Origin of the sequence: Variovorax sp. SPNA7, assembly GCF_033807855.1 — a bacterium.
Taxonomy (GTDB): domain Bacteria; phylum Pseudomonadota; class Gammaproteobacteria; order Burkholderiales; family Burkholderiaceae_C; genus Variovorax; species Variovorax beijingensis.
The window spans coordinates 582,543-600,278 of the sequence record NZ_CP138513.1 but is presented as its reverse complement, the minus strand read 5'-3'; the positions used below and the strand labels follow the sequence as shown (position 1 = coordinate 600,278).

11 protein-coding genes are annotated in these 17,736 nt (G+C 70.4%); all 11 read right to left on the bottom strand.

Annotated elements, in window-relative coordinates:
- Nucleotides 1-28: 28 nt before the first annotated feature.
- Nucleotides 29-1,975 (bottom strand): caspase family protein, encoded by a 1,947-nt coding sequence (locus tag RZE77_RS02655; protein WP_319440575.1) that lies wholly within the window; start codon nt 1,973-1,975, stop codon nt 29-31.
- A gap of 170 nt (nt 1,976-2,145) precedes the next feature.
- On the bottom strand, nt 2,146-3,297 hold the full coding sequence (locus RZE77_RS02650; RefSeq protein WP_319440574.1) for a hypothetical protein: 1,152 nt from the start codon (nt 3,295-3,297) through the stop codon (nt 2,146-2,148).
- Nucleotides 3,298-3,325: 28 nt separating this feature from the next.
- Nucleotides 3,326-4,075, bottom strand: coding sequence for a hypothetical protein (locus tag RZE77_RS02645; RefSeq protein ID WP_319440573.1), 750 nt, complete (start codon nt 4,073-4,075; stop codon nt 3,326-3,328).
- A 105-nt stretch (nt 4,076-4,180) separates the two neighbouring features.
- Nucleotides 4,181-5,800, bottom strand: a complete 1,620-nt coding sequence (gene mltA, locus RZE77_RS02640) for a murein transglycosylase A (RefSeq protein ID WP_319440572.1) — start codon at nt 5,798-5,800, stop codon at nt 4,181-4,183.
- Nucleotides 5,801-5,854: 54 nt separating this feature from the next.
- Complete coding sequence (locus RZE77_RS02635; RefSeq protein ID WP_319440571.1) at nt 5,855-7,771, bottom strand: serine/threonine-protein kinase; 1,917 nt, start codon at nt 7,769-7,771, stop codon at nt 5,855-5,857.
- A 613-nt stretch (nt 7,772-8,384) separates the two neighbouring features.
- Nucleotides 8,385-8,996 carry a type VI secretion system-associated protein TagF gene (tagF, locus tag RZE77_RS02630; protein ID WP_319440570.1) on the bottom strand — a complete coding sequence of 204 codons (612 nt, stop codon included), beginning with the start codon at nt 8,994-8,996 and terminating at the stop codon, nt 8,385-8,387.
- On the bottom strand, nt 8,993-12,592 hold the full coding sequence (gene tssM, locus RZE77_RS02625; RefSeq protein WP_319440569.1) for a type VI secretion system membrane subunit TssM: 3,600 nt from the start codon (nt 12,590-12,592) through the stop codon (nt 8,993-8,995). Before tssM ends, tagF begins: the two co-directional genes overlap by 4 nt.
- Nucleotides 12,589-13,917: a DotU family type VI secretion system protein gene (locus RZE77_RS02620; RefSeq protein ID WP_319440568.1), complete on the bottom strand. Its 1,329-nt coding sequence runs from the start codon at nt 13,915-13,917 to the stop codon at nt 12,589-12,591. Before RZE77_RS02620 ends, tssM begins: the two co-directional genes overlap by 4 nt.
- Before the next feature lie 32 nt (nt 13,918-13,949).
- Complete coding sequence (gene tssK / locus RZE77_RS02615) at nt 13,950-15,281, bottom strand: type VI secretion system baseplate subunit TssK (RefSeq protein WP_145742466.1); 1,332 nt, start codon at nt 15,279-15,281, stop codon at nt 13,950-13,952.
- A 143-nt stretch (nt 15,282-15,424) separates the two neighbouring features.
- Entirely contained in the window at nt 15,425-16,471 is a 1,047-nt protein-coding gene (locus tag RZE77_RS02610) for a phosphate/phosphite/phosphonate ABC transporter substrate-binding protein (RefSeq protein WP_405547576.1), read from the bottom strand.
- Nucleotides 16,472-16,491: 20 nt separating this feature from the next.
- Nucleotides 16,492-17,502 (bottom strand): phosphate/phosphite/phosphonate ABC transporter substrate-binding protein, encoded by a 1,011-nt coding sequence (gene phnD / locus RZE77_RS02605; RefSeq protein WP_319442290.1) that lies wholly within the window; start codon nt 17,500-17,502, stop codon nt 16,492-16,494.
- Nucleotides 17,503-17,736: the final 234 nt, after the last annotated feature.

Sequence of the window (17,736 nt, the reverse complement as noted above, 5' to 3'; positions counted from 1 at the left end):
CTCCTGAAAAAAATCCGGTGGTCTGTCGTTACCTGGCGGACAAGGCTTCGCCCGCCCAATGCACCATCGCGGCAAAGCTCTGCCGCTCGCTGTCTTGCTGCAGGGCGCCGCGCACCCGCACCTGGGCCACCCCGTCGGCCGTGCCGGCGCCGAACAGGCGCGGCGCGCTGTAGGGCGTTGCAGGCGCGGCCAGCACCAGCAGCCGGCCGCCTTCGGCGTTGAACCAGGGCAATTCGAAGCGCTTGACGGCGGGCGCATCGCGCGTGCCGCGCTTGAAGCGGTTGGTCTCGCCCGGGTCCCCGGGATAGACCTGGCGCGCGCCGCCCTGCGGGTCGATGCCGACGACGACAAGGTCCACCGAGCGTCCGGTGGCGTTGCGCACGTTGAGCACGGCGCGCTCGCCGCTGCGCAGCGGCAGCAGCCCGGTGCCGGCCTGCCGGGCCGGGCCGCTGCGCACCAGGCGATCGCCGTTCCACACTTCGAACAGCGCGTCGAAGCCCTCGAACTGCGCATCCCTGGCAATGCTGTAGAGCTGGTTGAGCCACTTGAGCCGGGCCAGCATTTCGAGATGCCGGCGGGCCGCTGCGGCATCGGCCGGCACAGGCCTGGCGCCTGCGCCGAGCGCGGGCGAGATCACGTCGAGCCGGGCGGCATTCCAGTGCACGTCGGCACCGTCCGCCTCGGCCACGGCGACAACGGAGGCGGGGTAGTCGAGGCTCAGCCCGGGTGGCAGGCCCTGCTCCGCGCGCACGCGCAGCGCGACCGAAGCCGGTTCGCCGATTGGCGTGATGTTCCAGAGCGCGGCGCCGGACAGCTCGCGCAGCGCGGACGGCACGGCCATGCGCGCCTTGTCGGTGTAGGCCTGCAGAAGCAGGCCCTCGGCGCTGCGCACCGTGCCGTCTTCCATCGTGGCCAGCACGCGCAGCGGCTGCTGCGCCACCAGGCCGTCGAGCTGGCCGGCCTGCAGGACCAGCGCATCGCCGGAGCGCTGCGCGCGCCAGACCGGCCGCGTCGAAACCGGCTGCGCGCGGTTGGCGAAGATCGGCGCATCGAGGTTGCCCTCGGCCACCGGTGATGGCAGCTCGCGCGTGGGAAAGCGCTGCGCGAGTTCGTCGATCACCGGCGGATAGGCCGCGAGCACGCCGTCGAACAGGTCGCGCCAGGTGGCGGGCCTGCGCGAGAGCGCCTCCACCACGGCCCAGGTCAGGAGGCCCTGCGGGCGCGCATTGCGGCTCTTGCGCGGCAGGCGCAGCTCGGGCGTGATCTGGTGGCTCTCGGAAGCGAAGAGCGCCACATAGCGCGCGCGCGGCACCGGCTCGGCCGCGACAGGCCGCGCCACGGCAGGGCGCGCCGCCGGAGCGGACGCGCCGAGCAACTGGCCGATGCGCAGGCCGCGCCAGCGCACCTCGTCGTCGGCCGGTCCTTCGGCGATAAGCGGGCTGTCGGCCGTGCTGCTGCGGGTCATCGAATTCGCCGAGCAGGTGTCGAAGACGGAGGCAACGAACACGTTGCGTGCCAGGAAGGCCTGGATCCAGGCATCGAAATCGGCATCGCGCAGGTCGCCCGTGAGCGCGCTGTCGCTGCCGAGCGTGCCGCGCACATCGCGTGCGAGAAAGTTTTCCGAAAGGCCGTCGGGCTCCTGGTAGCGCTTGCTGCTGTCGCGCAGGCGGGTGCCGTGGCCCGAGAAGTAGAGCAGCACGAAGTCGCCGCTTCTCGATTGCGCGAGCAGCCGGCCGAGCGCATCGTGGATGGCCTGCGATTCGGGCAGCACCGCGCCGCCCACGCCGTCGGCGAGCACGGTGATGTCGGAGGCCGCAAAGCCCTGCTTCAGCAAGGCATCGCGCATCAGCATCACGTCGTTGCGCGGCGCCTGCAGCCAGAGCGACTGCGGCTGGTTGACGAGTTCGGAAACGCCGACGAGCAGGGCGCGCTGGGTGGCGAAGGAAAAGCTGCTGCAGGCAAGCAGCCACGCCATTAGCAACGTTTGCAGGAAGCGCCGCTGTGTTGCTCCCTCTCCCCTTGGGGAGAGGGCTGGGGTGAGGGCCGGCGGCGATGGCGAGGGCGATGCTTTTGCGAAGGCACCTGCCCTCACCCTGCCCCTCTCCCGCAAGCGGGAGAGGGAACAAGACAGCACGCAGGCCGATGTCATGGCCGCCCCGAGACCGGTCCGGCCGACTCGACCAGTGGCGATGCGGCAAGCACCGCGCGGCCGCCGACCGGATCGGCCGCGCGCAGCCGCCAGACGCCGTTCGCATCCGGCCCGCCGACCACCTCGGCCGGCATCGAGCGCAGCAGGCGGGCAGCCTCGTCGATGCGCACCTCGTCCTTCCAGCGCACGACCAGGTTCGCCTGTGTTGCAGCGGGCGCTGCGGGCACGGCGCGGAAGCGCACCTCGTCCTCTTCCGCGCCGCGGCCGCCGAGCAGGCCGGCGTTCTGCACCACCGCGAACAGCGCCAGCACCGCAAACGCGGGACGCAGCCAGCCGCCGGAACCGAACCAGTGCCGGATGCTGCCCCACCAGCCGCCCTCGGGCCGCTCCTGCGGCCGGGCGCGCGGGGAAGCGGGTGCGGCGGCCGGCGTCGCGCCGGGGGATTGCACCCGCGCCGGGCCCAGCTGCAGGCCGGCGGCGCGGTACAGCGCCTGGTAGTCGGCGCGCGGGTCCTGCACACCGAGCGGCGTGCCGGACAGCACCGAGAACACGCCGCCCACGGTGCGCAGAGCGATGCGCCCGGGCTCGGGCGCGATGGCCAGCGGCGCCTGCGCGGCCCATTCGTCGTGCACCGCGCGGATCGCGGCGAGCCGGGTGGCCGAGACTTCGCCGAGCACGCGCGCGCACAGCTGCGGACTGGGTTCGAGCGTGAGCATGTTCCAGGCCTGCACCAGGCCGAATGCCGGCTCGAAGGGCTCGTCGTCGGGCTCGAGCAGCACGTCGAACGGCCCGGCCCAGTCGGCCTCGCCCGCGGCCATCCAGCCCTGCCACAGGTTGCCGTGGATGCAGCGGTCGAGCAGCACGCCGAGCAGCCGCCCTTCGTGCACCACGCTCACGAGGCGGCCCGGCGCCCAGCGCGCACTGAAGGCGCGCTGGGCGACAGCCTCGCGGCGCCGGGCCAATTCGGTGAGCGGAAGCACGAGATCGAGCACGGCGCGCGGCGGCGCGGCCGCGGTGCCCTGCTGCGCGGCGCCGGGCATCGCGACGGCGGTCTCCTGGCCGGTCGCGCCCGGCCCCGCAGGCGCGGCGCCCGCGGCCTGGAATGCGCTTCGGATCACGCTGAGCGGGGGCCAGAGGTCGGTGTTCATGGCGGTCTGTTCCTGAATGGCTATGTCTTCAGGCATAAGACGCTTCAGCACCGAGGATTTTGAAAACCTGCAGGATCGCCGCCATGTTGTCGGGCGCTATCGCAATGCCCAGGGTCTGCTGGATCCAGCCGCCCAGGCGGGTTTTGGCGTAGTCGGCGGTGAGGCCCTCGCGCTTGTGCACCAGGCCCAGCCGGCCTGCGCGGTAGTGGTAGGAGGCGATGGCATGGCGCGAGGCAATGCCCGAGAGGCCGCCCTCGGCCTCCTTGCCGAAGCCCTCGCACAGCAGGATGCGCTCGGGCTCGGGCAGTTCGGCGATGAAGGCGCGCGCGGCCAGCTGCACCGCGCCGGCGCTCAGGCCGTGCTCCGCGAGGCAGCCCTCGAGGTCTTCACCGGCGCCCAGCGCATCTTCGAGCTGCGCTTCGCTGACCTGCTCGCCGATCGAGAGCTTGCGGCGGAACGCGCTCGCGCGCGTGCAGTCGATCAGGTAGCGGCGGAAGTACGCGCACAGCGCAAAGGCGGTGGAGGGCGCGCTGTGGCCCGCGCGCTCGTCGGCCTCGTCGGGATCGGCATCGAGCCGCAGCACCTTCACGTAGATGAACTGCGCCACCAGCTCCTGCCGGCCTTCGCCCAGCACCTGGAGCTCGGGCGGGTTGCAGGCCACGAGCGCATCGCCCACGATGCGGTACATGGTGCCCATGTCGCCCGGGGACAGCGTCTGCCGGCGCCGCCAGAGGCGGACGAGCACACTGCTTTCCGCGGACGAAAGCGTTTCTTGCATGGGTCAGCGGCCGCCGCCGGGCCGCCCCAAGGCGGGCCGCGCCTCCCCCTCGGGGGGTGGAGTTACAGGAGCGCAGCGAGTGAAAAGCCGGGGGGCAGACATGACTCAGTCGTCCACGCACACGCCTTCGGTCGGCACCAGGCATTGCGGCAGGCCGGCGCCCACCGGGCCGCCGCGCGTGCGGATGGCCGAGGACACCGCTGCCGTGGCCACGGCCAGGCCGCGCGGCAGCAATATCCAGAGCTGGCCGCGCTCCTTCATGCGGCGCGCGTTGGTCGCGGCCTGCTGGCCGTTGCCGAAGAAATAGTCGGCCCGCACCGCGCCGCGGATGGCACCGCCGGTGTCCTGCGCAATGGTCAGCCGCTGCATCGGCGCACCGGTGCCGGGCGCGCGGGTCGACACGAACACCGGGTAGCCCAGCGGCGTGCTGCGCGGGTCCACCGCGATCGAGCGGCCCGCCGACAACGGCACGCCGAACGCGCCCACCGGGCCGCCCGAAGGCGACGGCGACTCCTTGAAGAACACGTAGCTCGGGTCCTTGATGCCCGAGCCGATCACCGGCCCGGCCGTGCGCCGCCCCGGCACCAGCACCGCGCCGCTGGCCGTGGGCCGCGCAAGCGTGAAGCCGCGCGTGCGGATGGTGCCTGTCGCGGTGTTGCCGGCGTCGTCGTCTTCATCGTCGCCGTCGTCGAGCTCCAGTTCGATGGACGAGCCGCGCACCTTGACCGGACTGCGGGGCTTGCCGTTGGCGGCGCGCGCCAGCGTGGGGCGGAAGGGCTGGCCGTTCTGCTCGGCATAGGCCACGCGGACGATGTCGCCGTTGGCCAGCTTGATGCGGCCCGAACCCTGGATCTGCATTTCGTAGAGCGCGGTGGCGCTGCTCACGAAAGCCAGCACGCGGGCATTGGGCGCGCCCTTGGTCTCGATCTCTTCGCGCGTGTAGTACGGCAAGAGCTGCTTGCCCTCGATGCGCAGGCGCACCTTGCGGTCGAGCGTGTCGCGCGTGACGCCCGAGAGGTCGAGCGCATAGAGCCCCGGCGCGCCCATGTCGCGCGTGCTGAGGCCGGTCTGCACCACCACGTTGCGGCCCTCGACCCGCGCCGCCACCGTGCCGCTGCCGGCCGGCAGCTTGCGCGCGTCGGCAAACAGCATGTCCTCGGGCTGGCCGTAGACCGGGTAGATGAACGGCGCCGCGTACTGCCGGCTGCCCGGGATCTCGGGCTCGAAGTAGCCGGTGACCACGCCGTCGGGCTTGCGGTCGTCGTCGCGGATCTGGTAGGCCGAGAACTCCTGTTCGAAGAAGGCGCGGATCGCGGTGTTGTTCTTGCTGTCGATGCGGAGGGCGCGCGCGCACACGTCCTTCCACTCGGCGCCGCGGCCGGTGAGCACCTTGCAGCTGCCGAGGAAGGCCGGCCAGCTTTCGGAGAAGTCGTCGCGCGCCCATCCGGGCACGGCATCGAAGCTGACCGAGGTGTAGGTGGCCAGCTGGGTCGAGAAGGTGCGCGCCTGGCCGGCCGTGCTCGAGCCGGTGGCGGCCGCTCGCGGCGGTGGTGGTGGCGTGGTTGTCGCTGCACCGGCCGCCGTGCCGGCAGTGGCGCTGCTTCCCGCGTCGGCGCCGGTGGTGGCGGCCGGCGGTGTGTTGACGCAACCCGCTGCAAGCACGGCGGCTGCGGTGGCGGCCCAGCGCAGGGCGGAAATGAAAATCGGCGACGGTGTGGTGAACATGAAAGCCTCCTTGTCCGGAAAGAGCGGCCCATCGGGCCAACGCTCTGCAGACGATTACTTCTCGACGATTTTGAAATTCGCGACGCCGTAGACGTCGTTGCATGGGGTGTTGGGCGCGCAGACCGGCTTGCCCAGCAAAGGCGACGGACCTGCGCCGCGGCTGGCTTCGAGCGCCGCCAGCACAGGCAGCGGAAATTGCGGAAACACACCGTCGTTCTGCACGCCCGAGTCGCCGAAGTCGCGCTCGTGCTCGCTCACGAGCACCGCGAACTGGTTGGTGCCGGCCGGTCCGCCCGCATCCATCGGCCAGGAGGCGCGCGGCAGCGAGAGCGGGCTGCCGGCGGTGATCTTGTTGTACTTGTCGAGCAGGTTCGGGAACAGCAGGAACATCTCGCCGCCGCTGGACAGCAGGAACACGTAGACGAAACCCTCGCGCTTGCTGCGGACCTCGAAGGCGAGCTTGTCCTTGCCGATCGACACCTCGGCCTTTTTGGGCGCGGCCGTCACGTCGAAGCCCGGCGCCGCGCCCGCCGCGAGCGACTGCAGCGATTCGAACGGCGTGCGGGGCGCGGGCGGGGGAGGAGGTGGCGGCGGCGCCTGGACCACGCGCGGCTCGGGCGGCGGCGGCGGTGCTGCGACTACGGCGACCTGCTTGCCGCCGTTGTTGTTGTTGTCCCCTTCCGCGCCCGCGGTGGTTTGGCCCTGGTACCACCACCAGCCGCCGCCGGCGGCCGCGGCCAGCACGGCCACCGAGGCGATCGCGGCCACGGCCTTGCCGCTGTTCTTGCCGCCGGTGCCCGCGCCTGGAGCGGGTGCCGGCGCGGACGACGTCTTGCCGCGTCCGATCGTCGTCGGCAGGTCGGCGTTGCCGGTGCCGCGCGCGCCCGAGCCCCCGGGCGTGGTGCGCGGCGGCGGCGCGATGCTGTGGCCCACCTCCAGGTCGAGCGCGGCGCGGAACTCGGCCATCGACTGCGGCCGCGACTCGGGCCGCACGCCCAGGCCCGCGTCGATCGCCTGCAAGAGGCGCAGGCTGTAGCGCTGGCGCAGGATGTCGTTGCCCGCAAGCGGCACGTAGCTGTCGGACAGGAGCCGTGCCACCGAGGGCGGCGGCGCACGCCCGCACACCGCCACGTGCATCACTGCCGCGAGCGCGTAGACGTCGGTCCACGCGCCCTGCGACATGTCGGGCATCTCGGCGTACTGCTCGATGGGCGCGTAGCCGGGCTTCAGGATGACGGTGATCGCCTGCGTCTTGTCGGTGATCACGCGGCGCGCGGCGCCGAAGTCGAGCACCACCGGCCGGCCGGAGCCTTCGAGCAGGATGATGTTGTCGGGCGCGATGTCGCGGTGGTAGCAGTTGGCGCCGTGCATCACCGCGAGCGCCTGCGTCACGCCGTCCATGATGCGGATCAGCCAGGCCTCGTCCACGCCCGCGGGAATGGTCACCAGCGCCTGCCGCAGCGTGTCGCCGCGGTAGAACGGCATCACCATGTAGGTGGTGCCGCGCTCCTGCCAGAAGCGGTAGACCTTCAGCAGCGAGGGATGGTCGAACTGCGCGAGCAGGCGGGCTTCGTTGATGAAGCTGCGCATGCCGAGGTCGAAGGTTTCGCGGTGGCGCTCCGACAGCGGGACCACCGTGCCGTCGTTCTGCCTTGTCGACAGCGATGTCGGCAGGTATTCCTTGATGGCGACGACGCGTTCGAGCGTGTGGTCCCAGGCTTCGTAGACCACGCCGAAGCCGCCCTGGCCGACGACGCGCGTGATCTCGAATTCTGCGAGGCGGCTGCCTACGGGGAGGAGGCCGGCCTCGCTGGTTTCTGCAGCGGCGGCGGCTGCCGGAGCGTTGGAGAGGCTTGTGGAGCCGGATGTGATGACGGTGGCGGAGGTGTCGTCGAGCTGCTGCGCAGGCCGCGACATGACGCGCGTGCGGTCGTCTTCTGGGGGCATGCTGCTGCTTGGAGCTTCGGTCATTGACTTGCTCCTTTGTTTGTTGTTCCGGGGCCGGGTCTCGCCCCGGCGGGCGACCTACTTTTCTTTGCTTCGCCAAAGAAAAGTAGGCAAAAGAAAGGCGACCCTACTGTCTGCGTCCCTCCGCTTCGCTGCGGGCAACCTGCGGTGCTCGACTCCGGCGGGGGTCCGCAGAACTCGCTTCGCTCAAACAGCTGCGGCCCTGATCCCGCCTCCATCTGCGCTCCTCGGCGCATACAGAAGGGGTGGGGAGAAGACGGGCCTTCGCTTCGCTCGGCACCAAGACCAAACCCAACAGCCAATGCCAACCACCGCGGCGCGCAGCGCCGCGGTGGCCTGTTGGCCGAGCGAAGCAAAGGCCCGTGTGGTTTGCCCTCCCCTCTGTATGCGCCGAGGAGCGCAGCGTTTCGCGGATCAGGGCTCGCAGCTGTTTGAGCGAAGCGAGTTCTGCGAGACCCCGCGAAACGCGAGCACCGCAGGTTGCCCGTAGCGAAGCGAAGGGTCGCAGACAGTGGGGTCGCCTTTTCTTTGGCTACTTTCTTTTGGCGAAGCAAAAGAAAGTAGCTCGCCCGCCGGGGCGAGACCCGGCCCCGAAACACAAAAGAAAGCAGGAATTTCACTCCCCACCCCCCAAAAACAAGGCTTCAAACCGAGCATCCAAAGGCAACCCGGCAACAAGCATCCGAGCCCCGTCACCAGTGCCCGGATCGCCAAGCCACAAAGACTCCCCCACCCCAGGCAAGGCAAGCGACTCCACACCCCCCTCGCGCGGTGCGATGTCATTGGCAGCAAAGAGCCTCTCCAGCACCGCATCGAACCGCAGCGCATCCAGATCCCCCTCCAGCCCTTCGAGCGCAGCCCGCGTCCCCCGCGCCCACCACCCCAGCGCCTGTTGCAGCGCCTCGCCCTGCAGCGTCCCGCCCGCGCAAGCATCGAGCTCCACCGCCAGCGTGAACGGAAAGTACCGCCCCACCCCGTCGACCGACGGCATCAGCACGCCGATCCATGCGCCTTCGCCAACCACCTGCGGCCCCAGCGCAAAGCACCACACCGGCGCTTCGAGGTAGTGCGAGGTCCAGTCCGCATGCCGGTCGCGCAGCCGCGCCAGTCCGCGCTGCAGCCACGGGTCCCACACCGAGCGGAACGACTCGGGCAGGCGCCGGTGCGCGAAGTCGCCCATGCCCGGCAGCTTGCCGAACCATCCGGGCAACGCAGCGGCTTCGCTCACAGCCCCTCCGGACAGGAGAACTCGCGCAGTTCCTTCAAACGGATCGGATGCTGCACGCTGTTCGTCGTCACCTCGAAGCGCGTCTTGCGGGCGCCGATCTGGAAGGTGATGAAAAATTTCTCGGGCGCATCGCCGGCTTCGAGCTGGCCGTCGTCGAGCGCACGGAACAGCGCCCATGGCCCATCGACCGCCGCGCCCGAACTGCCGGTGGTCGACGGCGGACTGACCTGGATGCGCACCTGGTTGCTGCCCTTCGGGCCGGGCCACTGCACGGCCATGGGCACCACCGGGCCGTGCGCGTACTTCACGAGCTGGCCGTCGACGTCGAGAATGAATTGCGTGATGCCCGCATCCATTTCCACCGGCTTGAAGTCGAGCCGCATCGACGGCCCGCGGCCGCCGCCGCGGAAGAAGATGTCCTTGATGCGCGCGGCCCGCTCGAACTGCGCCAGCGCCTGCGTGGTGACGGCGCCGCGTTCGGCCACGGGTTTGTAGCGCCAGGGCTTGGTGCTGGTGTCGACCAGCGCGGCCAGCCGCTTCTGGAAGAACTCGTCCATCAGGCCGCCGGCACCGAACATCTGGCCGAAGTCCTCGGGCAGCACGTCGCGCTTGCTGCTGCCCACAAACGGGTAGCGGCCCGCGATGGCGCGGTTGCAGAAATCGGTCACGGGGCGCAGGTCCTGGCTCAGGTTGCCGCGCTCGGCCACCTGGGCCTGCGCCGCGCCCGACTGGCTCAGGTTCTCGACCATGGTGCGCACCGGCTCGGGCAGGCGGCCCGCGTCGGACTTGAGCTTGCCGGCCACGTCGCCGGGCGGCGGCGAGGTGCGGCCCTTCACGGCCGTGTCGACGGCGTTGAGGTACACGTACACCTCGTTGAAGAGCTTGAGCGCATCGTCGATGGGCGCGGGCTGGTTCGGGCCGGCCGCGGTGACGAGGCGGCGCAGCGGCTCGAAGCGGTCGTCCACGATGCTCTCGATGCGCTTGCCGCTGGCCACGGGCTTGCTCGGGTCGCCGCCGAACAGGTCTTCCAGGCCCTTGCGCGTGCTGGCGACGGTGGCGGTGGCCTTGCTCACCACGTCCTTGGGCTGGTCGGCCGGAATGAGCGTGGTTTCCTTCACCACCGCGCGCAGGAAGTTCGCAAGCGGCGAACCCACGCCCGAGAGAATGCGCGCGGCCTCGATGTTCTTCTCGAGCCCGCTGGCGCGGATCAGCCGCACGTCGGCCAGCAGCGCCTCCCAGACCTTGACGTACTCCGCCAGGTAGAGCCGGCGCACGCGGTCGGTCAGCGCGCCGAGCGCCGCCACGTCGCGCATGCGGTCGGTGGCGCTGCGGTCCTGGCCGAGCACCCACGGGTCTTCCTGCGCGAGCAGGCCGGTGAGCACCGTCACCTCGTTCTGGAAGCGCTTGTGATAGCCGTCGTAGGTGAACATGCCCGGCACGCCTTCGGTCAGCGGCTTGCCGCTGATGCGCTCGAACACCAGCGGCGCCGAGGGGCCCGCGGCCGTGGCGATGCTGAAGCCCGGAATGTCCTTGGTGGCGCGCTGGCGCTTCAGGCGGCTGAACACGCGCTGCTCCAGCGGATAGCTTGCGAGCACGGCGCGCACGCTGCGCACCAGGTTCTCGTCCATCTTGAGCGGCGAGCGCGGCGGGCCCTGGGCAATGAGCACGTCGAGCTGGTCCTCGAGCGCCTGGCGCTGGTCCTCGGGAATGCCGCGGTCCAGGCTGCGCGCCCAGTCGAGCGTGATCCATGCCTTGAGCGCCTCGGCATCGAAATGCTCGGGCTGGTAGAGCATGAGGTAGCTCTTGAGCGCCTCGTAGGTGTACTCGAGGTTGTCCTTCTGCGCGGTGCGAAGCTGGTCCTCGATGCGCTTGGCGATCTGCGGCAGGAAGGCGTCGTTGAGCGCGCGCTGGTGCGTGAGCATGGCGGCGGCGTCGAGCTTGTCGCCCTGGTAGAGGCCGAGCGTCATCGACAGCGGCTCGTCGCCCTGGCGGTTGTCGGGCGTCTTCCAGATGTCGCGCAGGCCCTGCAGCACGGGCGCCACCTCCACCAGGTTCTGCACCCGCGAAGGCAGGGCCGCAAGGGTCTGGCGCGCAGGGTCGACGCGCGCCTCGACCGACTTCAGGTAATTGACGTTCTGCAGCGTGCTGTAGCCCCAGCCCGCGAGCAGCGCGAGCGTGACCAGCGTCATGGCCGACACGCCCGCCATGCGCAGCGCATGGCGCCGGCGCTCCAGCTTCACGTTGGCGCCGGCCAGGCGCTGCTCGGGAAACACCACCTCGCGCAGCAGCGCGGTGAGAAAGTAGCTGCGGCCGCTGGACTTCTGCGGCGCGAGCATCGCGCGCTCGATGCCGAAGCTGCGCGAAAGGCTGCCCATCACGCGGTCGATCGGGCTGCCTTCCTGCGTGCCGCTGGTGAAGTACACGCCGCGCACCCACGGCGGCTGCGCGAAGCGCGAGCCGGTGAAGACCTGGTCGAGCAGGTCCGACAGCATCGAGCCGATGGAGCCGAACTGCGCCGGAAAACCGAAGATCGCCGCGCGCCGCGTGCCGTCGGTCTCGCGCTGCATGCGCGCGATGAGCCCGTCGTTGACGCGGTTGTGCAGCAGCGCGAACTCGCGGTGGAAGGCGGTGGACAGCCCCTTCTCGTCGGCCTGCACGTTCTCGTCGGCCGCCAGCGTGAAGCCGAAGACCTGCGCACGCTGCTCCTTGCCCAAGTCGTCGAAGTAATCGGTGAAGCCATAGAGCAGGTCGCTCTTGGTGACCAGCACGTACACCGGCAGCCGCGTGGTGAGCTTCGCATCGAGCTCGAGCAGCCGCGCGCGGATGGAGGCGGCCAGCTGCGTGCGCTGCTCGGGGCCCTGGCTCAGCAGGTCGGCCACGCTCACGGTCAGGAACACGCCGTTGAGCGGCCGGCGCGGGCGCGCCTTCTTGAGCAGGCCGAGGAAGCCTTCCCATGCGCTCTTGTCTTCCGACTGGTGGCTGTCCTGCGTCGTGTAGCGGCCGGCGGTGTCGATGAGCACGGCCTCGTCGGTAAACCACCAGTCGCAGTTGCGCGTGCCGCCCACGCCGCGGATCGCGCCGGGGCCGAACTTCTCGGCCAGCGGGAACGAGAGCCCGGAGTTGACCAGCGCCGTGGTCTTGCCCGCGCCCGGCGCGCCGATGAACACGTACCACGGCAGGTCGTACAGGTAGCTGCCGCCGGAGATGGAGAGCCAGTCGCGCCAGCCGGGCTTCTTGCCCGCGGCATGCAGGCGCATCTGCTTGAGCGTGGCCACGGCTTCGCTGAAGCGCGTGTCGAGGATCTTCTGCTCGCCGTTGACCGGCGCATCGGTCTTGGCGGCGGGCGCCTTCATGAGGCCGTCGGTCAGGTGCTGGCTCGCACGGCGCGCGCGCCAGCGGCGGTAGATCGCGCGCAGCACCACGATGAGCACGATGGCGCCGATCAGCAGCGCGCGTGCGAGTTCGCTTTCGAGCGGCACCCACGCGCCGATCTTCACCAGCGGGCCGATCCACCAGATCAGGAGCGCGACGATGACCAGCGCCAGCAGGGTCAGCAGCAGCGGGCTGAACAGGAAGCCGAAGAATTTCTTGATCATTTCGTCACTCCCGCCGCGGCAGCCACGCGGTCCGGCTCGGACAAGAGCACGATGTCGACGCGCCGGTTGCGCGCGCGGTTGGCCGGCGTGTCGTTGGCGGCCACGGGCTCGGCGTCGGCCTTGCCATCGGAACGCATGCGCGCCGGATCGACCAGCGTGGTGAGCGCGCCCTTCACCGCATCGGCACGCGCAGCCGACAGGTGCCAGTTGGAGGGATAGCGCAGCGAGCGGATCGGCTGGTTGTCGGAGTGGCCGGTGATCAGCACCTCGCCCTTCACCTCGGCCAGCGCCTGGCCGATGCGGCGCAGCACCGGCAGCGAGGCCGCCATGGGCTCGGCGCTGCCGGAGCCGAAGAAAGAGTCGCCGCGCAGCCGCACCACGCTGCGGTCGGCCTCGTCGGTCACGGTGACCAGGCCCTGCTTGATCTCGGGCTCCAGAAAGCGCGCGAGCCGCGGCGACTTGGCCGGCGCGGCGGGCGGCGCGATCTGGATGTTGGGCACGCGCAGGCCCGACACCGCGGCATAGGTGGTGTCGGAGCGGTAGTTGAGCGTGAGCCGCAGGCCGAACCAGGCCAGCGCGAGCAGCAGCGCGAAGCCGGCCGCGAACACCCACAGCGGCAGCGATTCGCGCAGCCGCACCGTGCCCGCACCCTGCCCGCGCCAGTGCGGCGAAAGCTCGGCCTCGAGCGGCGGGCGGTCCTTGGCGATCAGGTCGGCCAGGCGCTGGCGCACCGAATCGAGCTGCGCGCGGCCGTTGTCGACCACGCGGTAGCGGCCTTCGAAGCCGAGCGCGAGCACGCTGTAGATCAGCTCCAGCAACTGGCGATGGGTGGGCACGTCCTGCGCGAGCTTGGCGAGCAGCTGGAACACCTTCTCGCCGCCCCAGGTCTCGTTGTGGAACTGCACCAAGAGGCTCTGCTTGTTCCAGCCGGCCTGCACGCCCCAGGGGGTGTTGGCCACGGCTTCATCGAGCGCGGTGCACAGCACGTAGCGCGCGGCCAGCACCGATTCGTTGCTGGCGCCGGCGCGGCGCGCGGCGGCGTCGAACTGGTTCACCGCGTCGGCGGTGGAGGCGCGCAGCGCCGGCACATTGGGCGGCTGCACCAGGTTGCGCAGCTTCCCGATCAGCACCAGCAGCTTGCCCGCGGCCGAGACCAGCGGATTGAGCAGCCCGATCTCGCCGACCTCCACGGCCGGCGTCGGATCGGCCCCGCCGAAGAACGGTGCGGGAGCCGGCGCGGGCGGCGTGCCGGCCGGCGTGCGCGGCTTGGGCTTGATGACCGTGCGCTCCGACTCGAAGGCGGCGAAGGGATCGGGTGTTGTCATGATGGTGTTCCGTTTCCGTCAGCCCGATGCGGCTAGGAACGAATGGCCCAGAAAGCCAGATCCAACCCTGGGAAGTCGCCCGCGATGTGCATCGCGATGCCGCCCGATTGCTCCAGCTGGCGCCACAGGTCGCTGTTGCGCGTTTCGAGCTCGAAGTAGTTGGCGCCGGTGTGGAAGGGAATCTGCCTTGGCGCCACCGGCATCGGCGTGAGCGTGACGCCCGGCAGCGCCAGGTTCACGAGGTCGCGGATGCGCTCGACCGGGCCGATCTTGACCTGCGTGGGAAAGCGCGCGCGCAGCGCCTCGCTCGGCATGTTGGCATTCACCGCGAGCACGAAGGTCGCCTTGCGCTGCAGCTCCACGTCGGTCACCACCGCCACGCGCACGCCGTGCTTGCGGTCGTGCAGGTCGATGCGGATGGCCGACTGCTCCAGCACCATCGAGAGGCTGCGCCGCAGGTCGTCCATCAGCGGGCGGAAGCTCAGCGCCAGGTCGTCGTGGATGTAGGGGCCGAAGCGCGTGACGCGGCGCGAATCGCGAAAGCTCGCCAGGTCGCCGGCCAGCCCGAGCGCATGCTCGAAGAAATGCTGCGGATGCAGCATGGCGCTCCTGGCCAGGTGCGCGAAGACCGCCTCGTTGCGGTTGACGGTCTGCAGCAGCATGAAGTCGGCGATCTCGGCCACGCCGCCGGTGCCGCCCTGCGTCATGCGGCCGGCCAGCGCCTCGCCGCGCTGGCGCAGCAGGCCCAGCAGCTCGTCGAGCCAGGAACGGATCACCGCATGGCCCGCCACGTCCAAGAGCGGCGGCAGCATGGCGCGGTCGAGCTGCACCTGGTTGTCGACGCGGCGCTCCAGCACGCGCGCCACGCCCAGCGTGGTCCAGGCGTCGGTGGCTTCGCTGGCGCGCATCAGGCGCGTGTGGAGCTGGCCCAGCTGCAGCACGGCGGTGCGCTCGCCCGCGGTGTTGGAGTCGGGCACCTCGGACTCGAGCACGCGGTGGCGCACCAGCTCTTCATAGTCTTCGGCATCGGCCTCGCGGGCGCCGGCGCGGCGCAGCGGCAGCGCCAGCACCACGGCCTCGTCGCGCATGGCGGGCGGAATGTCGATGGGCTCGGGCAGTGGATCGACCGCCGGCATGTCGAACACCGTGCCGTCGCCGAACAGGCCCACCGCCCGCACCAATGCGAGCTTGCCCAGCGTGAGCGCGGCCTGGTCGATCTCGATCTCCGCGAACCCCCAGGCATAAGGCGTGGTGGAACGCAGCAGCACATGCCTCGCATGGTCGGCATGACGCTCGCTTTGCTGCAGGTGCTGGGGCTGCAGCAGCATCCCCTCGCTCCAGACCACTTTTGTTCGCCAACTCATCCGCACTCCGTCAACGGCAAGGGCTGCCTGAAAGAAACACGAAGTTTCCGGCGCGCGCCGCGGCGGGCAAATCCGCCTAACGGCCTAGATGCGGGGTTTTGGAGCTACGGCGAAGGGAGTAGATGCGCCTTGCGAGCGCCGGCTCAGCGCGTGCCAGCGCTCGCGCCGGCGCGCAAGGCCTCGACCTGTTCCCGGTAGTTCTTCTCGATGCGCTGCAGGCGCTTCTCGCGCGCGGCGTCGTTGACCCAGGCGGCGGCCATGGCGCTTTGCTTGCCGAGCTGGTATTCGAGCATGGCCTCGGCCAGCAGCGCGCTGTCGTCGGCGGCGGCATAGCCATGGGCCGCGCGCAGGGTCTTCAGCACCTCGCGCTCGGCATCGGCGCCGGGGCCCTTGCCCTGGCCGTAGCCCACCAGGAAGGCCTGCAGCCGGGCCTGGAACTCGGGCGGATAGCTGCGCCGCACCACCATCTGCGCGCCGGGCGGCGGCTCGGACTCCCACACGATGTGCAGCCGCGCGGCCTCCACCGGGAACTGCTCCCTGAAGCGCTCGAAGTCGGTGGTGTTGTTGGTGGCCACGTCGGCATCGCCGTTGGCCACGGCGAGCGCGGTGGCCTGGTGGGTGCCGACGATCTCGCCGCGAAAGCGCGTTTCCATCGCGATCTTGCGCGGCAGGAAAAGCTGGCTCTGCGGAATGAGGAAGCCGGTCACCGAGCGGCTGTCGCCGCGCGCCAGCCGCCAGCGCTCGGGCTCGGCGAGCACGGCCTCCAGCGTGCTGGGCATGCCGGTCTTGCGCGTCAGCAGCACGGCGCGGTGCGTCGGCATGCCGGGCCGGCGCGCGATCTGCGCCACCACCTTCATGCGCCGCTGCATCACGGCATCGAGCGCCATCTTGGCCGAGAGAAAGGCCATGTCGATCTCGTCGCGCTTGATGGCGCGGTCGAGCTCCTCGTACGACGCCACCGAGTAGGCGCTCACGGGCACGCCCATGGCCTGGCTCAGGTCGGCCAGCAGCGGCGTCCACAAGGCGCGCGATTCGACCGCGCCGCCCAGCGGCAGCACGCCGAAGCGGATCGACTTGACCGGCGCAGAACCTGCCTTGTCCGCCGTGCCGGCACTGCCCTGTGCCAGGCAGGCAGCGGCAACGGCCAACAGCGCGAGCGCCGCGGCAACCGAACGCAGGAGACGCAGCATGGACATGGGCAGGGCCCGCGTCAGGGAGACAGGTCGCGCAGCACGGCGGTCTGTTCCGCGTACCCGCTTTCGATGCGCGAGAGCCGCGCCTGCCGCGCCGCATCGTTGACCCACTGCGCGCTCATGGCGTTCTGCCTGGCCAGCTGGTAGGCCAGCTTGGCGGCAGGCTGCAGCGAGCTGTTGTCCGCCGCCACGAAGCCGGCCAGGTCGTGCAGCGACTTGAGCACCACGCGCTCGGCATCGCCCTTGGGCCCCTTCGCGCGGCCATAGCCGACCAGGAAGGCCTGCACGCGGCTGCGCAGTTCGGGCGGATATTCGCGCCGCACCACGATCTGCGCATGCGGGATGAGCTCCGACTCCCACAGCACCTGCAGCCGCTCGGCCTCGGCCGGAAAGCGCTGCTTGAAGCGCTCGAAGTCGGCGGTGTTGTTGGTGGCCACGTCGGCTTCGCTGTTGGCCACGGCCAGCGCGGTGGTCTGGTGGGTGCCGACAATCTCGCTCAGGAAGCGCGTTTCCATGGCGATGTGGTTGGGCAGGAACAGCTGCAGCTGCGGCACGATGAAGCCCGACACCGACTGCCGCTCGCCGCGCGCGAGGCGCCAGCGCTCCGGCTCCGCGAGCAGGCTCTTCATGCTGTTGAAAGGGGGCGCCTTTCGCGCCAGCAGCAGGGCCCGGTAGCCGGGCAGCCCGTCGTGCCGCACCACCTGGGCCACCACCTTCATGCGCCGCTGCGTGACGGCGTCCAGCGCCATCTTGCCGGACAGGAAGGCCATGTCGACTTCGCCGCGCTGGATCGCCTGCTCGAGCGCTTCGTACGAGTTGACCGACAGCACGCTCACGGGCCTGGCGATGGCGCGGCTCAGCTCGGCCAGCAAGGGATCCCAGTCGCTGCGCGACTCGAAGGCGCCGCCCAGCGGCAGGATGCCGAAGCGCACCGGCGCATCGGGCTGCGGTGCGGGCTGGGCAAGGGCCACCAGCGGCAGGCCGGCCAGCAGCGTCAGGATGGCGGTGGCGGCGCCGCGGCAAACCATGCGCGCCATGGTGGCGGCAGCGCGCCCGAAGCGCGGGCGGCGGGAGGCGCCAAAGGCGCCGGAAGCGCCGGAAACCTTCCGGGCGCGGCATGGGGAGGCCTGCATTTTTGGAACACGAAGACATGGGGCCGCTGCGGACCAGCGGGTCTAACATGGGCAACGCGACGCAATTAGATACCAAATACAAGTTAATTTCGTGATGTTTTTCCCATCTTTCGCCCGCATCGCCACCCC

Excerpts from the sequence above, each read along its gene's own strand:
- tssK (WP_145742466.1), bottom strand. The coding sequence starts at position 15,281 with ATGAGTTGGCGAACAAAAGTGGTCTGGAGCGAGGGGATGCTGCTGCAG.
- RZE77_RS02620 (WP_319440568.1), bottom strand. The coding sequence starts at position 13,917 with ATGACAACACCCGATCCCTTCGCCGCCTTCGAGTCGGAGCGCACGGTC.
- RZE77_RS02635 (WP_319440571.1), bottom strand. The coding sequence starts at position 7,771 with ATGACCGAAGCTCCAAGCAGCAGCATGCCCCCAGAAGACGACCGCACG.
- RZE77_RS02650 (WP_319440574.1), bottom strand. The coding sequence starts at position 3,297 with ATGAACACCGACCTCTGGCCCCCGCTCAGCGTGATCCGAAGCGCATTC.
- RZE77_RS02645 (WP_319440573.1), bottom strand. The coding sequence starts at position 4,075 with ATGCAAGAAACGCTTTCGTCCGCGGAAAGCAGTGTGCTCGTCCGCCTC.
- RZE77_RS02655 (WP_319440575.1), bottom strand. The coding sequence starts at position 1,975 with ATGGCGTGGCTGCTTGCCTGCAGCAGCTTTTCCTTCGCCACCCAGCGC.
- phnD (WP_319442290.1), bottom strand. The coding sequence starts at position 17,502 with ATGGTTTGCCGCGGCGCCGCCACCGCCATCCTGACGCTGCTGGCCGGC.
- RZE77_RS02610 (WP_405547576.1), bottom strand. The coding sequence starts at position 16,471 with ATGCTGCGTCTCCTGCGTTCGGTTGCCGCGGCGCTCGCGCTGTTGGCC.
- tssM (WP_319440569.1), bottom strand. The coding sequence starts at position 12,592 with ATGATCAAGAAATTCTTCGGCTTCCTGTTCAGCCCGCTGCTGCTGACC.
- mltA (WP_319440572.1), bottom strand. The coding sequence starts at position 5,800 with ATGTTCACCACACCGTCGCCGATTTTCATTTCCGCCCTGCGCTGGGCC.